Here is a 23,786-nt window from a genome sequence, read left to right as displayed (position 1 = left end):
GGCGCGGCGGTGGGCGGGCCGGCGGCCTCAGCTGCCCGCGAGGCCGCGTGCTGTCGCGTACACGTCGAGGACGGCGAGGCAGAGGGGGACGAGGGCGAGCAGGAAGACGCTCTCCACTATGTCGGAGGCTCTCCCCCAGAAGGGTGACAGCCCCTTGCTGGGGATGATCAGCGCGATCGCGGTGAGCAGGGCCGCCACGGCGGCGACGGCCACGGTGAGCCAGACCGTGCGGATGTCGGAGGCGCCGCCGTGGCCGCCGGGGTGCGGGCGCAGGGCCAGGCCGAGGACGAGCAGGGCGAGCGCGGCCAGCCCCGCGCCGAGGACGGTGGCGACCTGCGAGGTGTAGCGGAAGAGCCGGGCGCGCAGGGTCATGGCGAGCCCGGCGGTGAGCGCGAGGGCCGGGGCCCAGGGGTTGGCTGCGAAGGCGAGGACGGCGGCGGAGGCGACGACGACGGCCGAGCAGCCGCCCACGAGGCCGAGCAGCAGCTCGTGGCCCCGGCGGGCCCGCGCGGCGACGCGCTCGGCGTCGACGGGCGCGGTGTCGGCGCCGGTCCGGGGCGCGTCCAGGTCGTCGCCCGTGCCGTGGGGCGCCGCGTAGCCGATGGGCAGCCGGGCGGCGCGGGCCGAGAGGCCGGGCAGGAAGGCGAGCGCGCCGATCGCGGCGACGGCGCAGACGGCGGCCGCGGCGGAGGGCGCGGCGCCGGTGAGGATCATCCCGAAGGTGGCCAGGACGCCGGTGGCGGAGGTGACGACGGTGGCGACGAAGGGGGCGTCGCCACCGGGGGTGACGGCGACGAGGACGACGGAGGCGATCAGTACGGTCGCGCAGCCCAGCAGGAACTGGAGGCGTCCGGCGCCCTCGCCCACGGCGGGGCCGATGACGCCGGAGCCGGCGATCAGCAGGTGCGGCACGGCCGCCATGCCCAGGGCGACGGCGGAGCCGCGGTCCCGGTAGACCCGGGCCCGTACGCCCGCGTAGGCGGTCAGGAGGACGGCGACGGCACCGGCGACGATGCCGGGCAGGCCGTGCGCGTCGTGGCGGGCGGGGTCGGCGTTCCAGAGGACGAGGCCCAGGAGGACGAGCAGCAGGGCGGCGCCGGTCAGGCCCGCGGCGCGCAGCATGCGGGTGTTCCACAGGGCGCGGTCGCCGGTGACGGCCGCGGCGACGGCGTCGGAGACGTCGTCGTGGACGGCGGGCGGCAGGGACTCGGCGAACGGGCGCAGGGTGAGGATCTCGCCGTCGAGGACGCGCTGGGCCGCGAGGGTGCGGGCGCCGTCGAGGACGGTGCCGTCGCGGCGGACGAGGTGGTAGCCGGTGGGCGTGCCCACGGGCTGGGTGCCTCCGGTCAGCCGGAGGATCTCGGGGTGGACGTCGGCGACGGGGAGGTCCTCGGGGAGGGCGACGTCGACGCGGCTGTCCGGCGCGACGACGGTCACCCGACAGAAGCCGGTCGTGGCGGACGTACTCACCCGGATTGCTCCCTGATGCTGTGATGTGATGCCGTGATTTTGAGGTTTGGCCGACGGGTGGTCACCAACGGTGGCACTCGCGGCTGGTCACCCTACCGGGGGCGAACTCCCGTACGCCGATAGGATCACCGTCTCGCGAGGGGCGGCCGGGGCCACAGGGGTGCCGGGCGGGAAACGGACCCTCGGTGCAGAGGGGTTGAGCCGTTCCGTGACCCAGGTCGTCGTCAAGCGCCAGCCTCGGGCGCTGCCGCCCGAGCCGCCGAGCGGGGAACTGCGGCTGGAGGCTCCTCCGGAGCTGCCGCGCGGCCGTCAGGAGGGCTTCCTGATGCAGCTGCTGCCCACACTGGGCATGGCCTCGTCGATGGTCTACTTCTTCATGCCGGGCTCCAACCCCATGATGAAGATCATGGGCGCCCTGATGATGGTGTCGACGCTCGGGATGACCGTCGCCATGGTCGTGCGGCACCGGCAGGGCTCGCAGGGGCAGATGGCGGACGCGCGCCGCGACTACCTCAGGTACCTCGCGCAGACCCGGCGCACCGTGCGGCGCACGGCACGGGCGCAGCGCGACGCGCAGTTCTATCTCCACCCCTCCCCCGACCAGTTGTGGTCGGTGGTCGCCGAGGGCTCCCGCGTGTGGGAGCGGCGGCCCTCCGACGACGACTTCGCGCAGGTGCGCGTCGGGCTGGGCGCGCAGGGGCTCGCGACCCCGCTGGTGGCCCCGGAGACGGCGCCCATAGACCAGCTGGAGCCGCTCACGGCGGGCGCGATGCAGCGTTTCCTGGCCGTGCACGGCTCGCTGGACGGCCTGCCCATGGCGGTGTCGCTGCGCGCCTTCTACCACGTCACCCTCTCGGGAGAGCCGGAGACGGTGCACGGCTGCGCGCGGGCGCTCGTCGCCCAGCTGGCCACGCTCCACTCCCCCGAGGACCTGGTCGTCGCCGTGGTGGCCGGGCGCGCCGCGGCGGCCCGCTGGGAGTGGACGAAGTGGCTGCCGCACGTGCAGCTGCCGGGCACGGTCGACGGGGCGGGCGCGCGCCGGCTGATCGGTGACGACCTCGGCGAGCTGGAGGAGCTGCTGGCGCCGCGTCTGGAGGGGCGTCCCCGCTTCGGCCGCGACACCCGCCCCCTGGTGGAGCAGCCGCATGTGGTGCTGTTCCTGGAGGGCGCCGCGGTGCCGCCGGACTCGCTCCTCGCCTCGCCGGAGGGCCTGCAGGGCGTCACCGTCGTGGAGGTCGTGCCGGGCGAGCTGGACGAGCTGCGCGGCGGGCTGGCGGTGAGCGTGGCGCCGGGCGCGCTGCGGCTGCGGTCGCAGGTGGCGGCGTACGACGGGGTGCCGGACACGCTGTCCCCGGAGGCCGCCGAGGCGCTCGCGCGGCAGCTCGCGCCGCTGCGTCCGGGCAGTGGCGAGGAGGACGAGCCGCTGCTGGCCAACTGGGACTTCACGGAGCTGCTGGGGCTGGGCGACGCCGGTGCCGTGGACGTCGCCCGCACCTGGCGGCCGCGCACGCCCGCCGAGCGGCTGCGCGTGCCGATCGGCGTCGGCGAGGACGGCGCGCCCGTGATGCTCGACTTGAAGGAGGCCGCGCAGGACGGCATGGGCCCGCACGGCCTGTGCGTGGGCGCCACGGGTTCGGGCAAGTCCGAGCTGCTGCGCACGCTGGTGCTGGGCCTCGCGGTCACCCACTCCTCGGAGACGCTGAACTTCGTCCTCGCGGACTTCAAGGGCGGCGCGACGTTCGCGGGGATGTCCGGGCTGCCGCACGTCGCGGCCGTCATCACCAACCTCGCCGACGACCTGACGCTGGTGGACCGCATGCGCGACTCCATCACGGGTGAGCTCCAGCGCCGCCAGGAGCTGCTGAAGTCGGCGGGCAACTACGCCAACGTGCACGACTACGAGAAGGCGCGGGCCGCGGGCGCCGCGCTGGAGCCCCTGGCTTCACTCGTCCTGGTGATCGACGAGTTCAGCGAGCTGTTGACGGCCAAGCCGGACTTCATCGACATGTTCATCCAGATCGGCCGGATCGGCCGCTCCCTGGGCGTCCATCTGCTGTTGGCCTCGCAGCGTCTGGAGGAGGGCCGGCTGCGCGGGCTGGAGACGTATCTGTCGTACCGCGTCGGCCTGCGCACGTTCTCGGCCGCCGAGTCGCGTACGGCGCTGGGCGTGCCGGACGCCTACCACCTGCCGACGGTGCCGGGCTCGGGCTATCTGAAGTTCGGCACGGACGAGATGACCCGGTTCAAGGCCGCGTACGTCTCCGGCCCGTACCGGGCGGGCGGGGCGGCCGGCACGGACGGCTCGGCACTGCCCGTCGAACGGCGCCCGGTGCTCTTCACGGCGGCGCCGGTGCCGGTGACGTACGCGGCGCCGGTCGTCCCGGATCCGGCTTCGGGGCACGACGGGCACGCGGGGGGCGCGGGGGACGCTGGGGGCGACGCCTTCGCCGACACCGTCCTCGACGTGGTCGTCCGGCGGCTGGAGGGCCAGGGCCCGCCGGCCCACCAGGTGTGGCTGCCGCCGCTGGACCGGGCGCCGTCCCTCGACCAGTTGCTGCCGCCGCTGGCGGAGGTGCCGGGCCGGGGCCTGACGGCCTCCGACCCCTCGCGCCAGGGCCGGCTCGTGGTGCCGCTGGGCGTCGTCGACAAGCCCTTCGAACAGCGCCGCGACGTCCTGTACCGGGACTTCTCGGGGGCGGCGGGCCACATGCTCGTCGTCGGCGGCCCGCAGTCGGGCAAGTCGACGCTGCTGCGCACGCTGGTGACCTCCTTCGCGCTCACCCACACCCCCGCCGAGGTGCAGTTCTACGGACTCGACTTCGGTGGCGGCGGCATGAGCTCCGTCGACGGCCTCCCCCACGTCGGCGGCGTCGCCTCCCGCCTCGACCCGGAGCGCGTACGCCGCACGGTCGCCGAGGTCGCGGGCATCCTGGCCCGCCGCGAGGAGTTCTTCCGCGCGCGGGGAATCGACTCCATCGCCACCTACCGGCGGCGCAGGGCGGCCGGCGACTTCGCCGACGAGGGCTGGGGGGACGTCTTCCTCCTCGTCGACGGATGGGGCAGCTTCAAGCAGGAGTACGAGCTGCTGGAAGGCGTCGTCACGGACATCGCGGCACGCGGCCTCGGCTACGGCGTGCACGTCGTGGTGACCGCCTCCCGCAACATGGAGGTCCGCCCGGCGCTCAAGGACCAGCTCCTCACCCGCCTGGAGCTGCGCCTCGGCGACACGATGGACTCGGAGTTCGACCGCAAGGTCGCCGCCAACGTCCCGGCCGGCGTGCCCGGGCGCGGCCAGCTCCCGGAGAAGCTCCACTTCATGGCCGGCCAGCCCCGCATCGACGGCGGCAGCGACCCGGCGACCATGACGGACGCGACGGCCGACCTGCTCACGGCGGTCGGCGCCGCCTGGTCCGGGCCGAGCGCCCCGCGCGTCCGGCTGCTGCCGCGCGCGCTGCGGGCGGACGAGCTGCCGAAGGGCACGGAGTTCCCGGAGCGCGGCGTGGCCATCGGCCTCGACGAGACGAACCTGGAGCCCGTCTTCGTCGACTTCGAGACCGACCCCTTCTTCCTCGTCTTCGGCGAGAGCGAATCCGGCAAGACGGCGCTGCTCCGGCTCATCGCCAAGCAGCTCACCGAGCGCTACGGCCCGGACGAGGCGAAGATCGTCGTCGGCGACTACCGGCGCTCCCTGCTGGACGTCATCCCGGACACCCACCTCCTGGAGTACGCCCCGATCGCCTCGTCCCTCACCGTCCACGCGAACGCCCTCAACGGCCTGATGGAACGCCGCGCGCCCCAGCCCGGCGTCACCCCGCGACAGCTCCGGGAGCGGAGCTGGTGGTCGGGCCCGCGCTTCTTCGTCATCGTCGACGACTACGAGCTCGTCGCGACGGGAGGCGGCGGGAACCCGCTGGCGGTGCTCACGGAGAACCTGCCGTTCGCGCGGGACGTGGGTGTCCACTTCATCGTCGCGCGGAACTCGGCGGGGGCGTCGCGCTCCATGTTCGAGCCCTTTATGCAGCGGGTGAAGGAGCTGGGCGCGCAGGGCGTGGTCCTGTCCGGCGACCCGGGCGAGGGCGACATCCTCGGCGGCGTCCGCCCGCGCCCCATGCCGCCGGGCCGCGGCTTCTTCGTCTCCCGGCGGCGGGGGACGCCGCTGGTGCAGGTGGGGTGGCTGCCGGAGCAGTGACCGACGGGAGCAAGATCCCGCCAAGAGATCAACAAGGGGGGTGCGTCACACGCGCCCCCCTTGTTAGCTTCGAACGCGCGAATGCCTTGTAGTGCCTTGGCACTTGGGCGACTTGACGGCGATCTGGGGGCATCGTGACGTTCGAGGACGAGTGGGCGGGACTGCGCGCCGACGCGGTCACGCGGACACGACTGGACGGGACCGGGGGTACGGGCAGGGGTCCGGACCTGTCCTCCTCGGCCGCGAAGAAACGCTCCGCCGTATCGGCGCTGGAACAGCACATAGAGCCGGACTCGCAGGCCGCTGGCCGAGTGGCGGACGAGACGTCCGAGGCCGCGGCGAGGGGCTTCCAGGACTGGGCGACGGGGGCCGGCATCAACGAGGCCCTGAAGGGCTGGCGTGAATCGGTCAAGGCGCTGCAGGCCCGGCTCTCCGCGGAAAAGGCGGCCCTGAGCGGGACGAACCGGCTGTTCCTGGGAGCGGACTCGGGGCTCGCGGGCCAGTTCCCGCTCCTGAAACCGGGCGGCAACGGCCCACTGAACGCCAATCCGCCTTTCCCGTCACGCGTCTCGGGCTACTGAGGGGAGCCGGGGATTCATGCTCACGTACCACCAGGTCATGACGACGGACCTCGCCCTCCTCACGACGGCGGCGGAACAGTGGGACGCGGCGGCGAAGAAATTCGAGTCCCTGCAGAAGGACTACGAAAGCCAGGTCAAGGCCATCGCCTCCGACGGCACCTGGACCGGCCAGGCCAACCTCGCGGGCAAAACCACCATGCAGCTGACCAGCGAGCAGTACACGGCGGCGGCCAAGGAAGCCCGCGCGATCGCCTCACTGCTGCGCGACGCGCACGGCCAGTTCACGGACCTGCGGGGAAAGCTGAAGTCGGCGGTCGCCGAGGCCGAGAAGGACCACATGCGCATCGGCGACGACGGGCGCGCGACATGGACCAAGCGCGACGACCCGGCTGTCCTGCACGACCCCGACGCCCCGGCGGCGATCGCCAAGGCCGAGGACTCCTGGAACCGGCGCATAGCCGACGTCGTCCGCGCCTTCGACGACGCGGACCAGGGCGTCAAGCTGGCGCTCACCAGCGCGGCCCAGGACACGACACCGGACCTCCTCGACGGCACGCCTCACGGCTTCAACGCGAACGCGGAAGGCGACATCGAGAAGGCCGAGGCCAAGGAGGCGTACGAGCTGGCGACCAAGCTCGACTCCAAGGGCCACCTCGACGCCAAGGACATGGCCGAGCTGCAACGACTCTTCCGCGACAACGACCACGACCAGGCATTCAGCCAGACATTCCTGAGCAGCCTCGGCGCGGACGGCACGATCGAGCTGACCAACAAGCTGAACGGCCTGGCGTACGGCGATGACAAAAGCCATCAGCGCAACTACCTGAACGTAGAGGCCGGCCTGGCCGGAACGATCGCCACTGCCACTACGGAACCCCGATCGTCCTTCTACGGCAAGTGGCACGAGGACCTGCGACGAGCGGGTGAGAAGAACTTCGGCAGCAAGACCGACCCACTGTACGGCTATCAGTCCTTCGTCAGTCTGATGGAACACAGCGACAGCCGCTACGACACCCGGTTCCTGAACGACATGGGCGAAGACATCATCGCCGCTGAGAAGAAGCACCCGGGAATCTGGACCCAATGGCGCCCACGAGCGGGAATCCAGCACGACCCGCTCGACCATCTGCTCGGCGTCATGAGCAAGAACCCGGACGCCGCCACCGCTTTCCTCGACCCCGGAGCGGACGGGAAGAACGAGCATCTCGAGTATCTGCTCAAGGAACGGGAGTGGCCGCAGACCGCCATGATCGGACCCGGCGCGGTCATCTTCAAGGACGACCCCACCAGCAAGACCGGCCTGGGGTACGCGATCGAGGCCGCTGCCACAGGACACACCCCGCTGGCCGACGGCGAGCGACCGAACCCCGAGGCCCATCACACGATCGCTCAGGCCCGCGTCATGCACGACACCATCGGACTCGTCGACCCGGATTCGAGCACCGCGGCACCGGTCCACTTGCGCAGGCCGCTGGCGAACGCGCTGGCCGAGTATTCGTCTGACACCCACGAGATATTGAGCGGCAACACGGACTACAAGCTCTGGGACGGTGTCCGCGAGGACGGCAAGGTCCAGATGTCGGTCGAGGCCGGCAAGCTGCTGCGCACCATGCGAGCACTGTCGGAAGACCCTGCCGCATACGGAACCCTGCACAGCGCCTCTTCGCTCCATATCGCCAAGGAGCTCGACCAGGTGCCGGGGGACGCCAAGGGTTACGACCTCACGAACCCGCTGGGCAAAGCGGGTGCCGTTCTGGGCTCCTACACCGCGATTCGTGAGGACATCTTCAACGACGAACGTTCTGCGGCCTATACCAGTGCCGACTGGAAAAGCAAGGTTGCCTACCACATCATCGGCGGCCTGATCACTCCTCTCCCCATCGGGCCGGAGGTGTTCCGTCTGGGCGACGCGGGCCAGCGGATCGTGGACACCTGGGCCTGGGGGCTGGGAAACGACTGGAAGGCCGAGGCGGACGCGGACGCCAATGCAAAGATCGCCGACAATTATCTCGACACCAGCAAGCAGATGCATCTCATGATCAAGGGATGGGCGGAAGGCCGCAACGTTCAAGAGAGCGATATTCACGGACGGAACATCGTCGAGGGAATGGACGGCGATGTCGAATCGGCATCGGAGCGCGGAAGTCAGGCCGCCAAAAGAATTTTGAAGTGAGCTGCCACCGAACTCACACGAAGCGACGAGCCCCAGGAAGCGACGCACTCACGAGTATGAGAAACCGGACTTCAGAAAATACCGAGCCGCACGAAACCCGGACTTCGACCAACGCAAGAAAAGGCCCCGGGCTGGTGCTCTGCCTGATCGGGGCCCTGGGGATGCTCTTCGTGGGGGCCGGCGCATATCTGTATTTCGGCGGCTACACCGATTGGCAGACCTCAAGGTCCTTGAAAGGCGCTTGTCAAGGAATCCTGCCCCGAGGCGATCTCACCAGGCTGTTGTCCTCCGACGACCTGCGAGGAACGAAAGAACGGATACCGGAAGCCAAGGCCGGCTGGCTGGACGGATGCGCCGTGGAGGCACAAGGCAAGGGAGGCGGTACCGCCGAGTTCAGTGTGGGATGGGCCGACGAAGTCGGGCAGCCCCTCTCCGCTTTGGGACGTAGGGACTTCGCGGGCTTCAATGGCGTAGCGGCCCCTCTGGGCGGCGGGTGGCCGGGCACCTTGTCGGGGTATGGCTCGGTGGTCGATCTCAGCACCCTTCTCCGCTGTCGCGCCAAGAACAAAAGTCTGCTCGTAAGCGCCAGGTGGTACCGCGGATCGACGGAGAGTCCCTCGAACGACGTGAAGGCCTACCGCGCGCTGGCCGCAGCGACCACGCGGACGGCGTTGCGAGCAGCGGAGAGGTGGGGGTGCGAAGCGGCCCAGGCCCCCGATCCCGCCCAGACGCCCGCACAGCCCCCCAGGCCTGATCGTGACGCCTCGGACCTTTCACAAGCCGTTGGCGCCTGCCGCCCGCTCACCGCGCTGGCGCCCAAGCTCGCAGAGCACGGCGTCCACATGGCTGTCGAGACTCCGGCATCCGACTCGCTCATTGAGGATTGCTATCTCCTCGATGGCAAGAGGTCCCCGATCTACCGACTCTCCGCGTATTACGGACCGTACGCTCGAGACCTCGTCAGCACGCACGGCTGGGGCGGAGCGCACGGCCGGGCCGGCGCCGAGGAACGATCGGACTTCGCCTGGGCGACCGCCGATTGCGCCAGTTTTTTCGGTACAGCACGATTCACCAGCGCCGTGGTGTACCGCTCAGACGCCAGCGCTGCAACGGCAGCGGATATCGACCTGCAGCGGCAGTTGGTTTCCGCTTTCGCCAAGGACGCCGCGAGCAGGCACCACTGCTCCAGCCTCGAAACGCCGTGACCTGAACGAGCTCAGCACACACGGGGTGGGCGGCCGCCGTGCGGCCGCCCACCCCGTGTGCTGCCGCTCAGTAGGCTTCGGTGAAGAGCTGCGACGCCTTCACGTCGGTGACGCGGTAGTGATCGGCGCCCTCCCGGATCTTCTTCGAGACCCGGTCGAGGATTTCCCCGATCGCGTTCGCCCTGTCCTGGAGCCGCTTCTGGGCTTCGTCCATCGCCGCCTTGGCGTCACCCTCCCAGCCGGCCGAGACATTGGCGACGGCCGACTGCATGGCCGCGATCTCGCTCTGGACCACGCCGGCCGCGCCGCTGATCTGCCCAGCCGTCTCGTGCAACGAGGCGTATGTGACAAGGAGTTCGCCACCGTTTGTTGCCATTTTCCCACTCCCCATGTCGTGTCTGAGCCCCTCATCAGGCCCGAATGTGCTGACTAGTTGTACATGTCGATCGCGCTGGCGCTCCTCACGCTCGACGCGATCTCCTGATCGGCGGCCCCGGTCAGGGTGTGGGTCTTGCCCACCGCCTCACGAACATGATCGATGAGCTGGCGCACGGCGTCATGCTCCCGGTTCAGGTCCTGCTGCGCGGCCTTGAATACCGCGGCGGCCTCGCCCTTCCACGCGCTTTCGACAGTCGCGATGGCGTTGGCCAGAGTGCGCAGGTTGCTCGTGAACGCCTGGCTCGACTGGTCCATGGCGTTCTTGAAGGTCCTGAACGCGTCGTCATTGATTTTCTGCGTGCTCGACATGCTTCACCATCCCCCATGAGTTGTTTTGCGAACCGATCCGCTTCGAATTCGCGCTTCGTGATCCGGCCTGCCTGGTTCCACTCGGCCGGATGTCTCGTTACTACCGTCGGCGTCGCACCACCGCGACGGTGGCCGCGGCTGCCGCGACCACTGCGGCGCCGATACCGACGCCCAACCATAGATTGGTGCCGCCACCCCGGGTGGGGCCGGGCTCCGCCGTGGACTGGCGGCGAGAAGTCTCCTGTGACGTCGAGTCACTCGAAGGAGCCGGCTTCGGCGGCGCGGATTCACCCGCCGCGAGCAACGGGTTGACGTCAGCGGGGCCGGGATCGCCCTCGCCGTCCAGGAGGACTTTGCGGGGGCGGACGATACCGTAGCCGATGTACGGGCTCGGGATCTTGCCCGTGGTCGGCTTGCCGGCGGTTTCCAGCATGACCCGGAGGACCTGGTTGTTGGTCCAGTCCGGGTGTTTGGACCAGATGAGGGCGGCGGAGGCGGAGGCGAGGGCGGTGGCTTGGCTGGTGCCGCGGGTGGCGCAGAAGCCTGCGCTTTCCTTGCAGCGGCCCGGGATCTCGTCTCCGGGGGCCGCGAGTGCGACGTTGCTGGCACTGTTGGACCACTTGGTTGCTGTGCTCGTGCGGTCGATCGCGCCTACGGAGACGACTCCCGGCATGTTTGCCGGGTAGCTAGGCAGGTTCTCCTTGTCACCATCATTGCCTGAAGCCGCGAAGATGAGCTTCCCCTTGGCCACCGCGTACTTCACCGCGGCTTCCGTCTCTCGGGTCTGAGTCGGAGTCTCGGGGCCGCCCTGGGAAATGTTGATGATCTGCGCACCGTGATCGGCCGCATAGCGAATCCCCCTGGCCATGAGAGGATCCGCTGCGTCTGCGAGCCCTGATTCCTTGGTCCGTACAGGGAGGATCTTGGCCCCGGGCGCAAGCCCTTGGATTCCTCCACCCGCCCCGGTACCCGCGATCAGAGCGGCCATCTCCGTCCCGTGACCGTTCCGATCGGCATCGGCGCCCAATGGCTCATTGGACACGTCTGTGCCTTGCAGTACTTGGCCCTGCAGTTCCGGCACCGAGCTGTCCACGCCTGAGTCGACGACCGCGACCGTCACCCCTTCGCCCCGGCTCGCCTTCCACATGTCGTCGGCCTGCATGGCATCGAGATACCACTGCTTGGACTTCATGTCGTCCGCCACTGCCTGCGGCATGGTGACGAAACCGGCAGCCAGGAGGGACAACAACGCCAAAACGCGTAGCCGCGACCTGCGTGACACGGATCGCATGCGTCAGGAATCTCCTTGGACTACTCGATGACAGGCGGGACAGTATCGCGCCGCCCACTCGTCCAGGTCTTCTCGTCCTCGGTGAGGTAATCCGGCCGTCCAGCGGCTGGGCGTCGAGCGGTGCCGGCCGACGGGCCACCGGCATGCGGCATCATGCCCGGTACCGGCGTACCCCGTACGAGACCGGAGCCGCCCTGGGTGAAATCCGGCCTCATCCCGGACGGCGCCTGTCCCGATACCGAGCCGCGCAGACCCCCGATGACGCCACCGGGCTCGGAAACCAGCCTTCGGCCCAGTCCTGGGACTTGTGCACCGGCACCGCTACCACCGACCACTCCCGGGTAACCGCCCGCTCCTACAGGTCCACGATTCATCAGACCGCGCTCTTCACCGACAACCGTGCCTCGGGGCAATTTCGCGGCACCGGTCTCACCTTCCGGGACCGCAGGCAGGCCACCCACGATTCCGTCCCTCGGACGTGGCATCCCACCGCCTCGAGGCATGCCAGTGGTCGCTTCAGGGAACCCGATCCGCGAGCCACCACGTGTTCCCCCGGCCCTGGTTCCTTCAACGCCACCAGGCATCTGAGGCAATACGACCGGGGGAGCACTCGGCGCCTGGGGCATGACGACACGACTGTGGTGCTGAGCCGCATCAGGTACCGGAGTGTTCGGCTGAGGTGACGGAAGAGCAGTCGTCGAGTCGATATTCGTTCCCGATGCCCACCCGCCCCCCGGTTCCGTCCCCGGCTGCACGCTGAGACCGGCATGTCCCACTGCGCCCGGATGGACAGCAGCGCTTGTGGCACCGCCAACCGGCGGAGCAACACGCGCTGGACCTCCAGCAGTTCCGCTGTGAGGTATCACGGAGGAGCCATCGCCTCTGCCGCTGGATGTGTGCCCGCCCGAAGACGCCGAATCGTACGGCCTCTCCCAATCGTCTTCGCGATACCCCGTACCCGGTGGCATCACAAACCGCGGCTCCTCCAGCTTCCCCAGATCCGTCTGCGCCGTCGCGTAATACGAATCCAGCAGCCGCATGGCGTCAACCGCATGCTGCCGGTCCGTCTCCGCCGCCTTCAGGCGTGCCCGTTCCTTCTCCGCGTCCGTGAAGCACACCGAGCCGCTCGGCTTCGGCATGCTCGACTGGGCCTTCGTGAGCCCCTCCGCCGCCTTGTCCATTACGGCGCCGGCCGACGAGACGTAGTGCGCCAGCTTCGTGGTCTGCATGACCGTCTGCTCGCCCCACTTGCGGAAGGCGTCGCCGCCCTCGCCCTCCAGCTTCACCTGGGCGACATGGCCCTTGAGGTCGCGGCTGATGCGGTCGAGATCGCCGAATGCCGTCTTGAGTGCCTTCCCGACATCGCTGAGCCTCTCCGGCTTTGCGTCCGCCACCATCGCGTAGAGCTCTTCATGCGACTTGCCCTGGAATTCCGCGTCCGACATCCCTGTCTTCCTCCCTCCCCCTAGGGCGCGTATCGAGTCGTGATCAATCCGTGGGACTCTCCCACGCCACGTACCTCGTTCTGGTAGATCGTCTTCCATGACGCGGGCGCAACTGACGGATGCGGAGTGGGAGTTCATCGAGTCGTATCTGCCGGTAGGCAGGTACGGCCCGTATCCCGAGCGGCTGCGGCAGCAGTTCGAGGGTGTGATCTGGAAGTTCAAGACGGGCGGGCAGTGGCGGGAGATGCCGCAGGAGTTCGGTCCCTGGCCGACCGTCCACAACCGCTTCCGGCAGTGGCGGGACGCCGGGGTCTTCGAAGCCCTGCTGGAGGGGCTGATCGCCGAGGCGGCGAAGCGGGACGAGGTGGACCTGTCGCTGGTCAGCGTGGATTCCACCACGGTCCGGGCCCACCACGACGCTGCCGGGATGCACTTGGACCACGAGGCTCTCGCCGCCTTGGAGAAGGCCGCCGCCGAGGAGGAGAAGGCCCGGCAAAAGGGGGCAGTCCGGAAGGACAAGACGGGCAGGCCGCCGAAAGCGACCCCGCGCGAGAAGAGCGAAGACGCATCCGGCGCCGGCACCGGGTCCGGCTGAAGGCCGCACTGCTCGGGCGTTCGCGGGGCGGTCAGACCAGCAAGGTCCACGTCGCTGCCGACCGGAAATGCCGCCCGCTGGTGATCGTCCTGACCGCGGGGCAGGCCGCCGACAGCCCGCAGTTCATCCCCGTGCTCCGGCAAGTCCGGGTCCGCGGCCCGGTCGGCCGTCCCCGCACCCGGCCGGACGCGGTTGCCGGGGACAAGGCGTACTCGTCCCGCGGCAACCGCACCTACCTGCGCAAACGGCAGATCAAGGCGGTCATCCCGGAGAAGAAGGACCAGGCCGCCAACCGGAAGAAGAAGGGCAGCCGGGGCGGCCGGCCCGTTGGCCACGACGCCGACCTCTACAAGGCGAGGAACACCGTCGAGCGCTTGATCAACAAGCTGAAAGCCTGGCGCGGCATCGCCACCCGCTACGACAAGACCCCCGACAGCTACCTTGCCGGACTCCATCTCCGCGCTTCCATGATCTGGATCAAGGACCTCGCACCAACCGGTTGATCACGACTCGATACGCGCCCTAGAGCCCGGCCCCGCCGGTGCCGGCAGTGTCCGTACGCTTCGGGGTTGTCGGGCCGCCGCGCTCGTATTCGTGCGCCCGCTCCTGGATGGCCCGCATCCGGGCGGCTTCGGTCGCGTCGACGCCGTCGTAGCCGCGTTCGGCGATCACGGCGGCGAGGCCCATGGCCTCGACCTGGTCGCCGAAGGCCTTCGACAGGGTTTCCAGGCGGGCGTGGACCGCGTCGTACAGCGCGGCAAGGCCCTCGGCCGAGCCGAAGCCTTTGCCGAAGGCGTCGTGGGCGACTTTCTGGTCGCCCATCGTCTTCGGTGAGGCCGCCGACTTCTCCAGGTTGGCCAGCACCTCGTCGATGCGGTTCTTGAACGTGGTCAGCGTCTCGGCCTCTTTGGCCAGGTGGGCGTTCATCCCCAACTCCCCCTCCCCCAGACACTTCTACGTCACTGTAGTCACTCGTGACACGGCGCCCCAACCAGATTGCCGCCGGGTACGCGTCAGGTATCCGTCAGGGTGCGGCGACCGCCACTACCTGTTCCATGCGGTTGTCGTTCACCCGGAGCCTGGGGTGGTCCAGGACCCGGCCGTCATCGGCCGCGAAGGTCGCCGATGCGCTGGTCCATGAGCTTGACCTTGCCCCGGAACATCAGGTGATGGATCCTTTCTGCCCTTCGGAAACATCATCGATCGGGGGACTGGTGGCCGAACTCCCGTCCTCGCGAACCCTCCGGTTGCTAGCGTCGGCGGCGGTGCCTCGCACCCATACCGTCGGTTGATCGGAAGAGGAGTCCCGCGCAGTGGCCACTGAAGAAGAGAAGGAAGCGCTGTACGCCATGGACATCTCGGGCGCCGAGTGGCTCAGCGCCCCGGGTGACACTTCCGAGGTGCGTGTGGAGATCGCGTATCTGGAGGGAGGCGCTGTCGGCATGCGGGCCTCCAACGACCCCGAGACCGTGCTGCGGTACACCGCGAGCGAGTGGGAGGCGTTCGTGCTCGGCGTGCGGGACGGGGAGTTCGACATCGACGTCGAGGACGGCGGCGGGGCCGGCGGCAAGGAGTGAGCGGCGGTGGGGCGTGACGTGCGCGGCACGCCCCACCCGCGCCGTCACGCGTCCGGCGCGCTGATCGCCAGGATCATCCCGTCCCCGTCGCTCCCGACTCCCCCGTCGTTGATCAGGAGCAGTCGCCCGTTCACCAGACGGGGGAACGTCACCTTGGCCATCATCGACTCGTTCTTCCGGTCCTTCTCGCGGTCCGAGTGCTCGACCACGCGCGCGACCTTGCCATCGGCGGTGGATACGTAGTCGAGCCGGCCGCGGCGTTCGGCGGTCGCGGGGACGTATGTGGCCAGCTTGCCGTCGCGTACGGCTGTCGGCACGGTGACGCGGTTGGCGTCGCTCTTGTAGGTCCAGCGTTCCTTGCCGGTGGTGAGGTCGTAGGCCATGGTCACGCCTTGGCCGGCGACGTACAGGCTGTTGCTGTCCTTGTCGGCCAGCGCTCCCGTGCAGCCCGAAGTGGAGAGGAAGCAGGAGCCCAGCCGCCAGTAGCTGTTGTAGGCGACGCGCGTCTTCTCCTTGCCGGTCTCCGGGTCCAGTACGACGAAGTCGTACCGGTCGTCCTGCCCGCCCTTTCCGGGGGACTGGGAGAGGACCAGCGGGTCCGTCGAGATGACGGAGACGAAGCCGTCATTGCGCTTGAGGGACGAGCTCCACTTCGGCTTGTCCAGCTTCTTGGGGTCGAGTGAACGGAGCTTGATCTCGCTCTCCCCGCAGTAGGTGATGGAGATCAGCCGCTTGCCGCCGGTCGTGTCGGCCCATTCGCAGGCGTCCTGCTTCCGCTGGTCCACGCGCTTTCCGTCGGAGAGACGGCGGGTCTGCTCGCCGTCCTTCCACGTGGTGTAGACATGGCCGTCGTAAAGGGCGAGATGGGGGCCGGACTTCCCCCATTTCTTGGGGTCGAGATTGTCGCCCGCCTCCTTCTCCTCCATGAGGAGCTCGTCCCAGACGCGGTGGCCGTCGCGCAGGTCGATGGCCTTCAGGTTCATGCAGTGGTTACCGAACATGGCGGCGATGACCGCCACGTCCCCCTCGGATTCCCGGGAGGCGGCGCAGAGCGTGCCGGTGAGGAGAAAGGACCATTTCTTCTCGCCGGACTTGATGTCGTAGGCCGTGACGACATCCGGTTCGGCCTTCACCACGAGCGTCGAGGTGAACCAGGTGCCCAGGGCCTCCCGCATCCCCTCGTCGGGCTTCACGCGCGCCTCCGCCTGCCAGGCGACCGTGCCCGCCGCGGGGGCGTGGGCGGCGTCGTCCGCCCCCTTCGGCTTCGACGAGCCGGCGCCCAGGAACGACCACAGTGCCCAGCCTCCCGTGGCGAGCAGGAGGACGACCACCAGGCCGATGAGCACGGCCGGCCTGCGCCATGGGGGCCGGCGGGGGGTGAAGTTTCCGCCGAGGCTGGACACAGGTCGCGGGGCGGACGGGGCGGACGGGACGGTCGGGGCCGGCACGGGCGATGGTGCCACCGGGGGAAGTGGTGCCGATGGCGGCTGCTGCGGATAGCCGTAGGAAGGTGGCTGCGTCACTGACTTGGCTCCTGGATTCCGTTTCTCGTTCTGGCACGCACTCGTCAGTGGTCAGTGGAACGACATCATCATCGTGCTGTGCATCAGGCCCTCGTTCACGACCAGGTAGAAGCGGCCGTCGTGGAAATAGGCGCTTCCACTGCGGGCGAGGCTGAATTCCTGTTCGTTGGATTCCTGGGGAAGCCGCATGAAGTCGGCGGGCTTGCCGTCGGCCGGGTCGAGGGAGAGCAGCTTTCCGCTCTCGTCCTTCGTCGCCTGCTGGTAGACGAGCAGACGCCCCTCGTGCATGGCCACAGGACGGTTTCCCCGGTTGCCGCCGAGCGGCGCGGTCCAGCGCTTCTTGCCCGTGGCCAGGTCGATCGCGACGATGGCGTTGACGTTGACGCCGTCGACGTTCATGTCGGCGCTCTTCGTGGGCAGGTAGAGGGTGTCGCCGTCGACCACCGCGCCGCGGCAGCTCGTCAGGTCGGTCTTCCAGCAGTCGCTGAAGTCGTACGGACCCGCCGAGATGGATATCAGGCTCCGAAGCCGGCCCTTCTCGTCCAGGCTCACGAGGTCCGAGGGGTCGGAGTCGTTCTCCCTGCCCACCACCAGCAGCGCGGGTTCGACGGAGAGGACGTTCTGCACGGTGAGCCCGTCCGGGACCTTCCAGATCCACTTCTCCAGGTCGGACTTGGGCTGCGTATTCATGACGAATATCCGCCCGAAGGGCTGGCACTGGGCGAGGACGAGCTGCCGCGAGCGGTCGGCGACCGCGCCGTACTCCCGGCATCCGTAGTTCGGCGGCTTCTTCCTCTCGCCGTTTCCGACGGCGAAGACCTTGGGATCACCACCGGTGTCCGCCACCGAGATCAGGCCCCGGTCGATGCTAATGCTGGACCCGTCGGAGGGGCTGCTGAGGCCCTTGTCGTTGGTGAGCTCCTTCGACCAGAGGGCCCGGCCGTGTTCGACGTCGACGGCCATCAGCATGTTGCAGTCGAACTGCTCCTTCCCGTGGATGATCGCGACGATGCCGTCGACGACCTTCGGGGAGGTCTTGCAGGCGGAGCCGGGGATCGGGACGCTCCACGCGGGCTTGCCCGTCTCCGCGTTGTACGCCGTCACCGCCTTGCTGGTGGTCATGATGGCGTTGCCCTTGGCGAACCACAGCGGGGCCATCTGCTTCAGCCCGTGCTCCTTGTCGGCGTCCGGCACCGGCGCCATCCAGTCGAGCTTGGCGTCGACGGCCTGGGCCGGGCCCTTCGACTTCTGGGCAGGATCGTTTCCGCCCCGGCCCCACAGCAGCCAGCCACCCATGCCGGCACCGGCCACCAGCAGCAGCCCCAGCCCGATGGCCAGGGCCTTGCGGCGCTTGCCGCCCCCGTCCCGGCCAGGCGGGCGGGCCGAGACCGTGTCCGCCGCCGCCACGGCCGACGCCACGGCCGCCGCGGCGGGCCCGAACGGCTGCGGCGCCGGCCCGAAGCCGGACGCGCCTGCCGGTCCGCCGGTCGGCCCGCCTGCCGGACCTGCGGGCGGACCGCCTGCCGGACTTGCGGTCGGACCAGCGGGCGGACCGATCGGGGCACCGCCCGTCGGACCGGCCGACGGTACGGCTCCCCGCGGCGTCGGCGGAGTGCCGGGCGGGTCGACGCGGGTGTCCCAGACCTGCGGCAGGCGCTGCCCCGCCGGGTGCGGAGCGGGCTCCCCGCCCTGCGGCGGCAGCTCTCCGTCGTGCGGTGGAAGAGGAGGTGGTGGCTGAGTCATGGATTCCTATCTGCGGTGCACCGCCCGGCCCCGCGCGGGGCGGACGGCGGCGGGTGGCCGGCCCCTGCGGCGGTGCCGCCCCTGTGGGCCGGGGCGGTGGTCAGGGTCCCGTACGGACACGGCGGCGGTTGCGGTCCCGGACGACGACGGCGGAGCCGGCGATCGCGGCGACCAGCGCGGCGGTGCCGCCCAGGGCGTAGGTGGCCAGGCGGGCCTGTCGCTCCCGCGCGCTCTCGCCCAAGGGGAGGGCCGCGGGTTCGGGGGCGGCGACGGGGTGGGCCGGGCCGCCCGGGGCGGTGACGCGATCGAGGGGGTGGTCGTCCTCGGTGAGGGCGCGCGCGGGGTCGACGACGCCCCAGCCGATGTAGCGGTCGCGGCCGGCGGACGGGCGTTCCGCGGTCTGCTCGATCTGGGCGACCACCTGGTGCTGTTTCCAGTCGGGGTGCTTGGCGCGGATGAGCGCGGCGACCCCGGCGACGTAGGGGGCGGAGAAGCTGGTGCCGTGGTCGACGCACTGTCCGCCGCCGGGGACGGTGGAGACCATGTCGACGCCGGGCGCGGCCACGCCGACGAAGTCGCCGGTCTGGGAGAAGTACGCCCGTTCGTTGTTGCGGTCGGAGGCGCCGACGGCGAGGACGCCGGGGTAGGCGGCCGGGTACGTGGCCTTGGCCTGGCCGTCGGCGCCGTCGTTGCCGGCCGAGGCGATCACGACGACGTCGTGGGCGAGGGCGTACTGGACGGCCTGTTCCAGGTCGGAGTCGGGCCGCAGCGGGGTGGCGGTGTCCTGGGAGATGTTGATGACGCGGGCGCCGGCGTCGACGGCCTGCCGGATGCCGGTGGCGAGGGTGCGGGAGGTACCGGTGCCCTTCTCGTCGTTCTGCCGGATCGGGATGATGACCGATTCCGGGGCGATGCCGACGAACCCGCTCGCCGGGGAGGGGCGGGCGGCGATGATGCCGGCGACCTTGGTGCCGTGGCCGACGGGGTCGACGGTGGGGCCCGCGGGTCCGGAGGCTCCGGCCGTGGGAGGCCCGCCCGGGTCCTTGGCGCCGGTGAGCAGGTCGGTGCCGCTCTTGGCGTCGACGGCGTCCTTGAGCTGCGGGTTGAGGTTGTCGACGCCGGTGTCGATGACGGCGACGCGGACGGGGTTGCCGTGACCGTCCTTGCCGCGGGTGTCCTGCCAGAGCTGGTCGAGCAGGACGCGCTGGAGCGACCAGGGGGTGCCCTTGATGGGTTTGGCGGGGTAGGTGCACTGGCCGCTGCCGTCGAGGGCGACCGCTGCCGACGCCGGTGCCGGGGTGGCGGGGGCGGGTGCCGCCCCGGTGGTGAGGGCGGTCAGCAGGGTGGCGGAGAGGATGACCGGCGTGCGCTTACGGGCGTGCGTGCGGTTATGGGCGGGTGTGCCCTTATGGGCTTGGGTGCGGCTATGGGCTTGGGTGCGGTTATGGGCGTTCACGGGTGTTCCTCACGAACCCTGTGGCTGCTTGGCGCTGTTGGTGTCCAGCCGTGGCCCGGTCGGCAGGAACTGGGACCAGTTCGCGGGGACGGGCACGGGGTTGACGTCCTTGTAGCCGAGCCGGACGCGTGCCTGGTCCGCCTCGGGCACGGCGGGCGGCTCACCGGGCCGGGCCTCGGCGGGCTCCTCGCCGATCCTCGACTTGCCGGTGGCGCTGTCGTTGTTGGACTGGACGGCGTAGCGCAGCCCGGTGTCGGTGACGAGGAAGACCGCGCCGCTGTCGGTCTGGCGCCCGGTGACCTGGCGGTAGAGGAGCCCGGAGCCGGGGGTGACGTAGGCGCTGGTGGCGCCGTCGGGGATGGTCGCGGGGTAGTCCTTGCCCGTCCAGACGCCGAGGTCGGGGGTACCGGAGGCATCGAGGCCGCCGAAGACGCTGCACACGGTGCCGCCGCCGGCGAGGGGGTCGCCGGCGGCCGCGAGGCGGGGCACCTGGGCGGGCCAGTGGTCGCCGCCGTGGAACTCCTCGGCGTCGGGGGTGAAGTCGGCGGCGCTCACCCGCTCGGGGGCGCCGGCCTGGCCGAGGGGGGCGAGGTCGCGGCTGCTGAGGAGGAGCTTGGCGACGAACTCCGAGACGCGGGCGACCTTCCCGGGCAGCACGACGTAGTGCTGGGTGGTGGCGCCCGTGGGGGCCACCAGGATCGTGCCGACGCGGTTGGCCTTGGGCTTGAGGGTGGGGACGCCCGCGGGTTCGCCGACGCGGCCGCCGACGGCGGGGACGGTGATGGGCGTGCCCTCGCCGAGGGTGCCCAGCCACTCCTTGGTGACGCGCTGGGGCTGGGCGCCGTCGGGGAAGAGGGCGCGGAGGAGGACGCTGCGGTCGGCGGGGTCCTGGCGCTGCCAGTCAGGTCCGCCGATGAGGTAGCGGGTGCCCTTGGGGTCGACGAGGTAACGGGCGTCGTCGGGCCCCTGGACGTAGAGGGCCTGAGGGCCGCGCAGCCGTCCGGCGCCGGTGAGCGTCCTGGCCTTGGGGTCGTTCGCGGAGAAAAGGAAGACCGCTTTTTGCGTGGTTTTCCCGTTGCCGCCGGGTTGTTGGCAGACGGCCCACTGTTTCGGTTTGCCCGCTTGGGCCGCCGTGGGCATTCGGTCCGGTGCGTACGGAATGCCGAGAGTGGGGCCGCGCGGAATATGTCCGTCGTCGAGCTCGGATTCCCGGACCTTGATCACGCCGCCCTTGCCGGGAGCGAGGAGCAGCCGGGCGGAGGCGAGGTTGAGGACGGGGTGGAGCTGCTTCCTGCCATCCGTCTTCAGCACGACGTAGCGGGTGGTGGAGTCGCTGCCGACGATGACATGGGCGGCCACGTCGTCCCATCCCTTGGGCGCCACGGGCCGGAACACGCCCCAGGCGCCGAATCCGGCGACGAGCAGGGCGCCGATGACGACGCCGGGCAGGACCGTGCGCAGCGGACGCGGGGCGCCTTCTTCGGAACCGGTGGGCGAGGGCTGCAGAAAAGCGGCAACCGTCCGTTTCTTCGCGAAGGTGTAGGCGTTGAGTTCGTCCCGCCGTGATGCCATCTCGAGCTGTTTCTCCCCCGTTTTCGCCGTGGCTTCCCTCGGCCGCCCGGCGCTGCCCTATCGGACCCGGTGTCGTACCGAGCCTCTACTATGCCCGTAAGTGATCGACACCTGTCGCCGGGGGAGGGTTCCCGAGGCGGCATCCGATTTCCCGGCGGGGTATTCCGGGTTGTGCGAGGGGGCTTGACGGGTCGTGGCTGCCATGGCGCGCGTACGGGCCGGGCGGGGTCCGGAGTCCGGTGCGCGGAGGGCCGGTGCGCGGACCGCCGGCGCCGGGGGTGTCGTGCTTCGGCCGGCGCCGGGGCACGGGGCGCTGGGGCCGGTCCGGCTGCCGCAGTTGGTGCTGCTGGAGCTCGCGGCGGCCGTGGTGCTCGCCGGGTGGGCGGGCGGCCGGATGGCGCTCGTCCCGGCCGTGGTGGTCGCGGCGGTGCTGGTGGCCCTGGCGTTCGTGCGGCTCGGGCGGCGGCCCGTCGTGGAGTGGCTGACCGCCGTGGCGGCGCTGCGGCGGCGGGCGCGGCGGACGGCGGCGCAGCCGGTGCCGCCGGGTACGGATCCGCGCCTGGCGCCCCTGGTGGAGTGCGAACCGGCGCTGTGGACGGAGTCGTTCACCGATCGCGGCCGGCGGCCGGTCGGGCTGGTCGGCGACGGCACGTTCCTGACGGCGGTGCTGCGCGTGGACGCCGTGGACCGGCCGCTGCGGGCCGCGCGGACCGAACGGGCGCTGCCACTGGACGTGCTGCGGGACGCGATGGACGTGGACGGCGTCCTGCTGGAGTCGGTGCAGGTGGTGCAGAACACCCTGCCCGCCCCCGCCCCTCATCTGCCCGGCCAGGCGCTGCCCGCGCGGAACTACGCGTTGCTGCACGAGATGAGCGGCGCCCCCGCGGTGCGGCAGACCTGGGTGGCGCTGAAGTTCGACCCGGAGCTGTGCCCGGAGGCCGTGGCGGCGCGCGGCGGCGGCGCCGAGGGGGCGCGGCGCTGTGTGCTGCGCGCGGCGCGGCAACTGGCCAGCAGGCTGCCGGGCGCCGGGTTCACGGCGACGCCGCTGTCCGAGGAGGAGCTGACGGCGGCCCTCGCGGCGGCGGCCGACCTCAATCCGGTGGCCACCGCGCGGGCGGGCCGCGCCGACGCGCCCGCGCGGCGCACGGCGGAGACCTCACGCGCCTGGCGGTGCGACGACCGCTGGCACTCGGTGTACTGGGTGAGCCGCTGGCCCCGGCTGGGGGCGGGCGGCGCCGGCCTGCCGCAACTGGCCGCGCTGCTCACGTCGCTGCCCGCGCTGTCGACGACGCTGAGCCTGACGCTCGGCCGAGGGCGGACGCTCGAAGGACGGCACGCGCCGACCCTGACGGGACATGTCCGGATATGCGGGCGCAGTGCGGATGAATTGGGCGGGGTGCGACGCGAGTTGGAGCGGGCGGCCCGGGCGGTGAAGGTCGGGCTGGTCCGGCTGGACCACGAGCAGGTGCCGGGCGTGCTCGCCACGCTGCCGCTGGGAGGGACGCGTTGATGGACACTCCGGTGACTCCGATGACTTCAGCGACTCCAGTGGCTTCGGTGGCTTCGGTGGCTCCCGTGACAGCGCCGGCCCGCCGGGCGCGGTTCGGCTTCGGCCTGCTCGGGCCGCGCCGGGGGCGGCACGAGCTGTCGCACGAGGAGTTCGCGTCGCTGGCGCTGCCCGTGGGTGACGACGGGGTGGTCATCGGCTCCGACGAGCAGGGCGCGCCCGCCGTCCTGGGCCTCGGTCGGCCCGTTCCCTACGAGGTGGTCCTGGTCGGCGGCGCGTGGACGGCCCAGGTCGTCGCGCTGCGCGCGGTCGGTACCGGGGCGCGCGTCGCCGTCGAGACCGGACGGCGGCAGCTGTGGACGGCGCTCGCGCAGTCGGCTAACAGCGGGCACCAGTGCGTCACGCTCCACGACGTCGGCCGGATGCCGCCGCAGGGGCCGTCCACGCACAGCCCCGTGCTCGTCGTCCGCGACTGCGGGGCGCGCCCGCCGCGCGGCCGGACGGGCCCGGCGCCCTGGCAGTCGGTGCTCACCCTGCTCCCCTACCCGAGCCCCACCACGCCGCGGCTGATGGCCCAGGCGGACCTGGTGGGCGTCCAGCGGGTCGCGCCCGACGAGGCCCGGCAGATCGGCCGGACGATGAACCTGCCGCCGGAGGACGTCGACAAACTGTCCACGCTTCCCGACGGGGTCACGCTTTGGTGCACGCGTTC

17 protein-coding genes and 1 pseudogene are annotated in these 23,786 nt (G+C 70.7%); 9 read left to right on the top strand and 9 right to left on the bottom strand.

The features are described 5' to 3' along the window. Window positions 1-27 precede the first annotated feature (27 nt). A complete protein-coding gene (gene eccD, locus ACX9I7_RS29185; RefSeq protein ID WP_459389015.1) occupies window positions 28-1,470 on the bottom strand; it encodes a type VII secretion integral membrane protein EccD in 1,443 nt (480 codons plus the stop codon). 208 nt (window positions 1,471-1,678) lie between these two features. On the opposite strand from eccD, the gene eccCa reads away from it, so the two are divergent. From eccCa to ACX9I7_RS29165, 4 genes are all read left to right on the top strand, one after another. Continuing rightward, on the top strand, window positions 1,679-5,659 hold the full coding sequence (eccCa, locus tag ACX9I7_RS29180) for a type VII secretion protein EccCa (RefSeq protein ID WP_459389014.1): 3,981 nt from the start codon (window positions 1,679-1,681) through the stop codon (window positions 5,657-5,659). A 134-nt stretch (window positions 5,660-5,793) separates the two neighbouring features. Next, window positions 5,794-6,240 (top strand): hypothetical protein, encoded by a 447-nt coding sequence (locus ACX9I7_RS29175; protein ID WP_459389013.1) that lies wholly within the window; start codon window positions 5,794-5,796, stop codon window positions 6,238-6,240. Window positions 6,241-6,277: 37 nt separating this feature from the next. Continuing rightward, window positions 6,278-8,413 carry a hypothetical protein gene (locus tag ACX9I7_RS29170; RefSeq protein ID WP_459389012.1) on the top strand — a complete coding sequence of 712 codons (2,136 nt, stop codon included), beginning with the start codon at window positions 6,278-6,280 and terminating at the stop codon, window positions 8,411-8,413. A 134-nt stretch (window positions 8,414-8,547) separates the two neighbouring features. Beyond that, window positions 8,548-9,618 (top strand): hypothetical protein, encoded by a 1,071-nt coding sequence (locus tag ACX9I7_RS29165; RefSeq protein WP_459389011.1) that lies wholly within the window; start codon window positions 8,548-8,550, stop codon window positions 9,616-9,618. Between the two features lie 67 nt (window positions 9,619-9,685). Here ACX9I7_RS29165 and ACX9I7_RS29160 read toward each other — a convergent pair whose 3' ends face one another. From ACX9I7_RS29160 to mycP (ACX9I7_RS29150), 3 genes are all read right to left on the bottom strand, one after another. Further along, a complete protein-coding gene (locus tag ACX9I7_RS29160; protein WP_459389010.1) occupies window positions 9,686-9,994 on the bottom strand; it encodes a WXG100 family type VII secretion target in 309 nt (102 codons plus the stop codon). A gap of 53 nt (window positions 9,995-10,047) precedes the next feature. Continuing rightward, window positions 10,048-10,365 carry a WXG100 family type VII secretion target gene (locus tag ACX9I7_RS29155; protein WP_459389009.1) on the bottom strand — a complete coding sequence of 106 codons (318 nt, stop codon included), beginning with the start codon at window positions 10,363-10,365 and terminating at the stop codon, window positions 10,048-10,050. A 100-nt stretch (window positions 10,366-10,465) separates the two neighbouring features. Further along, a complete protein-coding gene (gene mycP / locus ACX9I7_RS29150; RefSeq protein WP_459389008.1) occupies window positions 10,466-11,656 on the bottom strand; it encodes a type VII secretion-associated serine protease mycosin in 1,191 nt (396 codons plus the stop codon). Between the two features lie 1,038 nt (window positions 11,657-12,694). On the opposite strand from mycP (ACX9I7_RS29150), the gene ACX9I7_RS29145 reads away from it, so the two are divergent. Beyond that, window positions 12,695-12,862, top strand: coding sequence for a hypothetical protein (locus tag ACX9I7_RS29145; RefSeq protein WP_387565523.1), 168 nt, complete (start codon window positions 12,695-12,697; stop codon window positions 12,860-12,862). A gap of 336 nt (window positions 12,863-13,198) precedes the next feature. Next, window positions 13,199-14,199 (top strand): annotated as a pseudogene (locus ACX9I7_RS29140) (IS5 family transposase). 19 nt (window positions 14,200-14,218) lie between these two features. On the opposite strand, the gene ACX9I7_RS29135 reads toward ACX9I7_RS29140, so the two are convergent. After that, window positions 14,219-14,623, bottom strand: coding sequence for a hypothetical protein (locus ACX9I7_RS29135; protein ID WP_459389007.1), 405 nt, complete (start codon window positions 14,621-14,623; stop codon window positions 14,219-14,221). A gap of 386 nt (window positions 14,624-15,009) precedes the next feature. On the opposite strand from ACX9I7_RS29135, the gene ACX9I7_RS29130 reads away from it, so the two are divergent. Continuing rightward, window positions 15,010-15,273 carry a DUF397 domain-containing protein gene (locus tag ACX9I7_RS29130; RefSeq protein ID WP_240667499.1) on the top strand — a complete coding sequence of 88 codons (264 nt, stop codon included), beginning with the start codon at window positions 15,010-15,012 and terminating at the stop codon, window positions 15,271-15,273. Window positions 15,274-15,317: 44 nt separating this feature from the next. Here ACX9I7_RS29130 and ACX9I7_RS29125 read toward each other — a convergent pair whose 3' ends face one another. The 4 genes from ACX9I7_RS29125 to eccB form a co-directional block, all read right to left on the bottom strand. After that, a complete protein-coding gene (locus ACX9I7_RS29125; RefSeq protein WP_459389006.1) occupies window positions 15,318-16,619 on the bottom strand; it encodes an outer membrane protein assembly factor BamB family protein in 1,302 nt (433 codons plus the stop codon). A gap of 228 nt (window positions 16,620-16,847) precedes the next feature. After that, window positions 16,848-18,203, bottom strand: coding sequence for an outer membrane protein assembly factor BamB family protein (locus ACX9I7_RS29120; protein WP_459389005.1), 1,356 nt, complete (start codon window positions 18,201-18,203; stop codon window positions 16,848-16,850). 436 nt (window positions 18,204-18,639) lie between these two features. Then, entirely contained in the window at window positions 18,640-19,896 is a 1,257-nt protein-coding gene (gene mycP, locus ACX9I7_RS29115; protein ID WP_387567251.1) for a type VII secretion-associated serine protease mycosin, read from the bottom strand. A 108-nt stretch (window positions 19,897-20,004) separates the two neighbouring features. Then, a complete protein-coding gene (eccB, locus tag ACX9I7_RS29110) occupies window positions 20,005-21,567 on the bottom strand; it encodes a type VII secretion protein EccB (protein WP_459389004.1) in 1,563 nt (520 codons plus the stop codon). A gap of 202 nt (window positions 21,568-21,769) precedes the next feature. Here eccB and eccE point away from each other — a divergent pair, with 202 nt between their 5' ends. Both eccE and ACX9I7_RS29100 read left to right on the top strand, forming a co-directional pair. Then, window positions 21,770-23,077: a type VII secretion protein EccE gene (gene eccE / locus ACX9I7_RS29105; protein WP_459389017.1), complete on the top strand. Its 1,308-nt coding sequence runs from the start codon at window positions 21,770-21,772 to the stop codon at window positions 23,075-23,077. Window positions 23,078-23,142: 65 nt separating this feature from the next. Beyond that, window positions 23,143-23,786, top strand: a 644-nt coding sequence (locus tag ACX9I7_RS29100) for a hypothetical protein (protein ID WP_459389003.1), incomplete at its 3' end; no start/stop codon positions are given.

It is taken from the genome of Streptomyces sp. L500 (genome assembly GCF_054551825.1).
The sequence above is the reverse complement of the archived record's forward strand: the minus strand, read 5'-3'. Positions and strand labels throughout refer to the sequence as shown.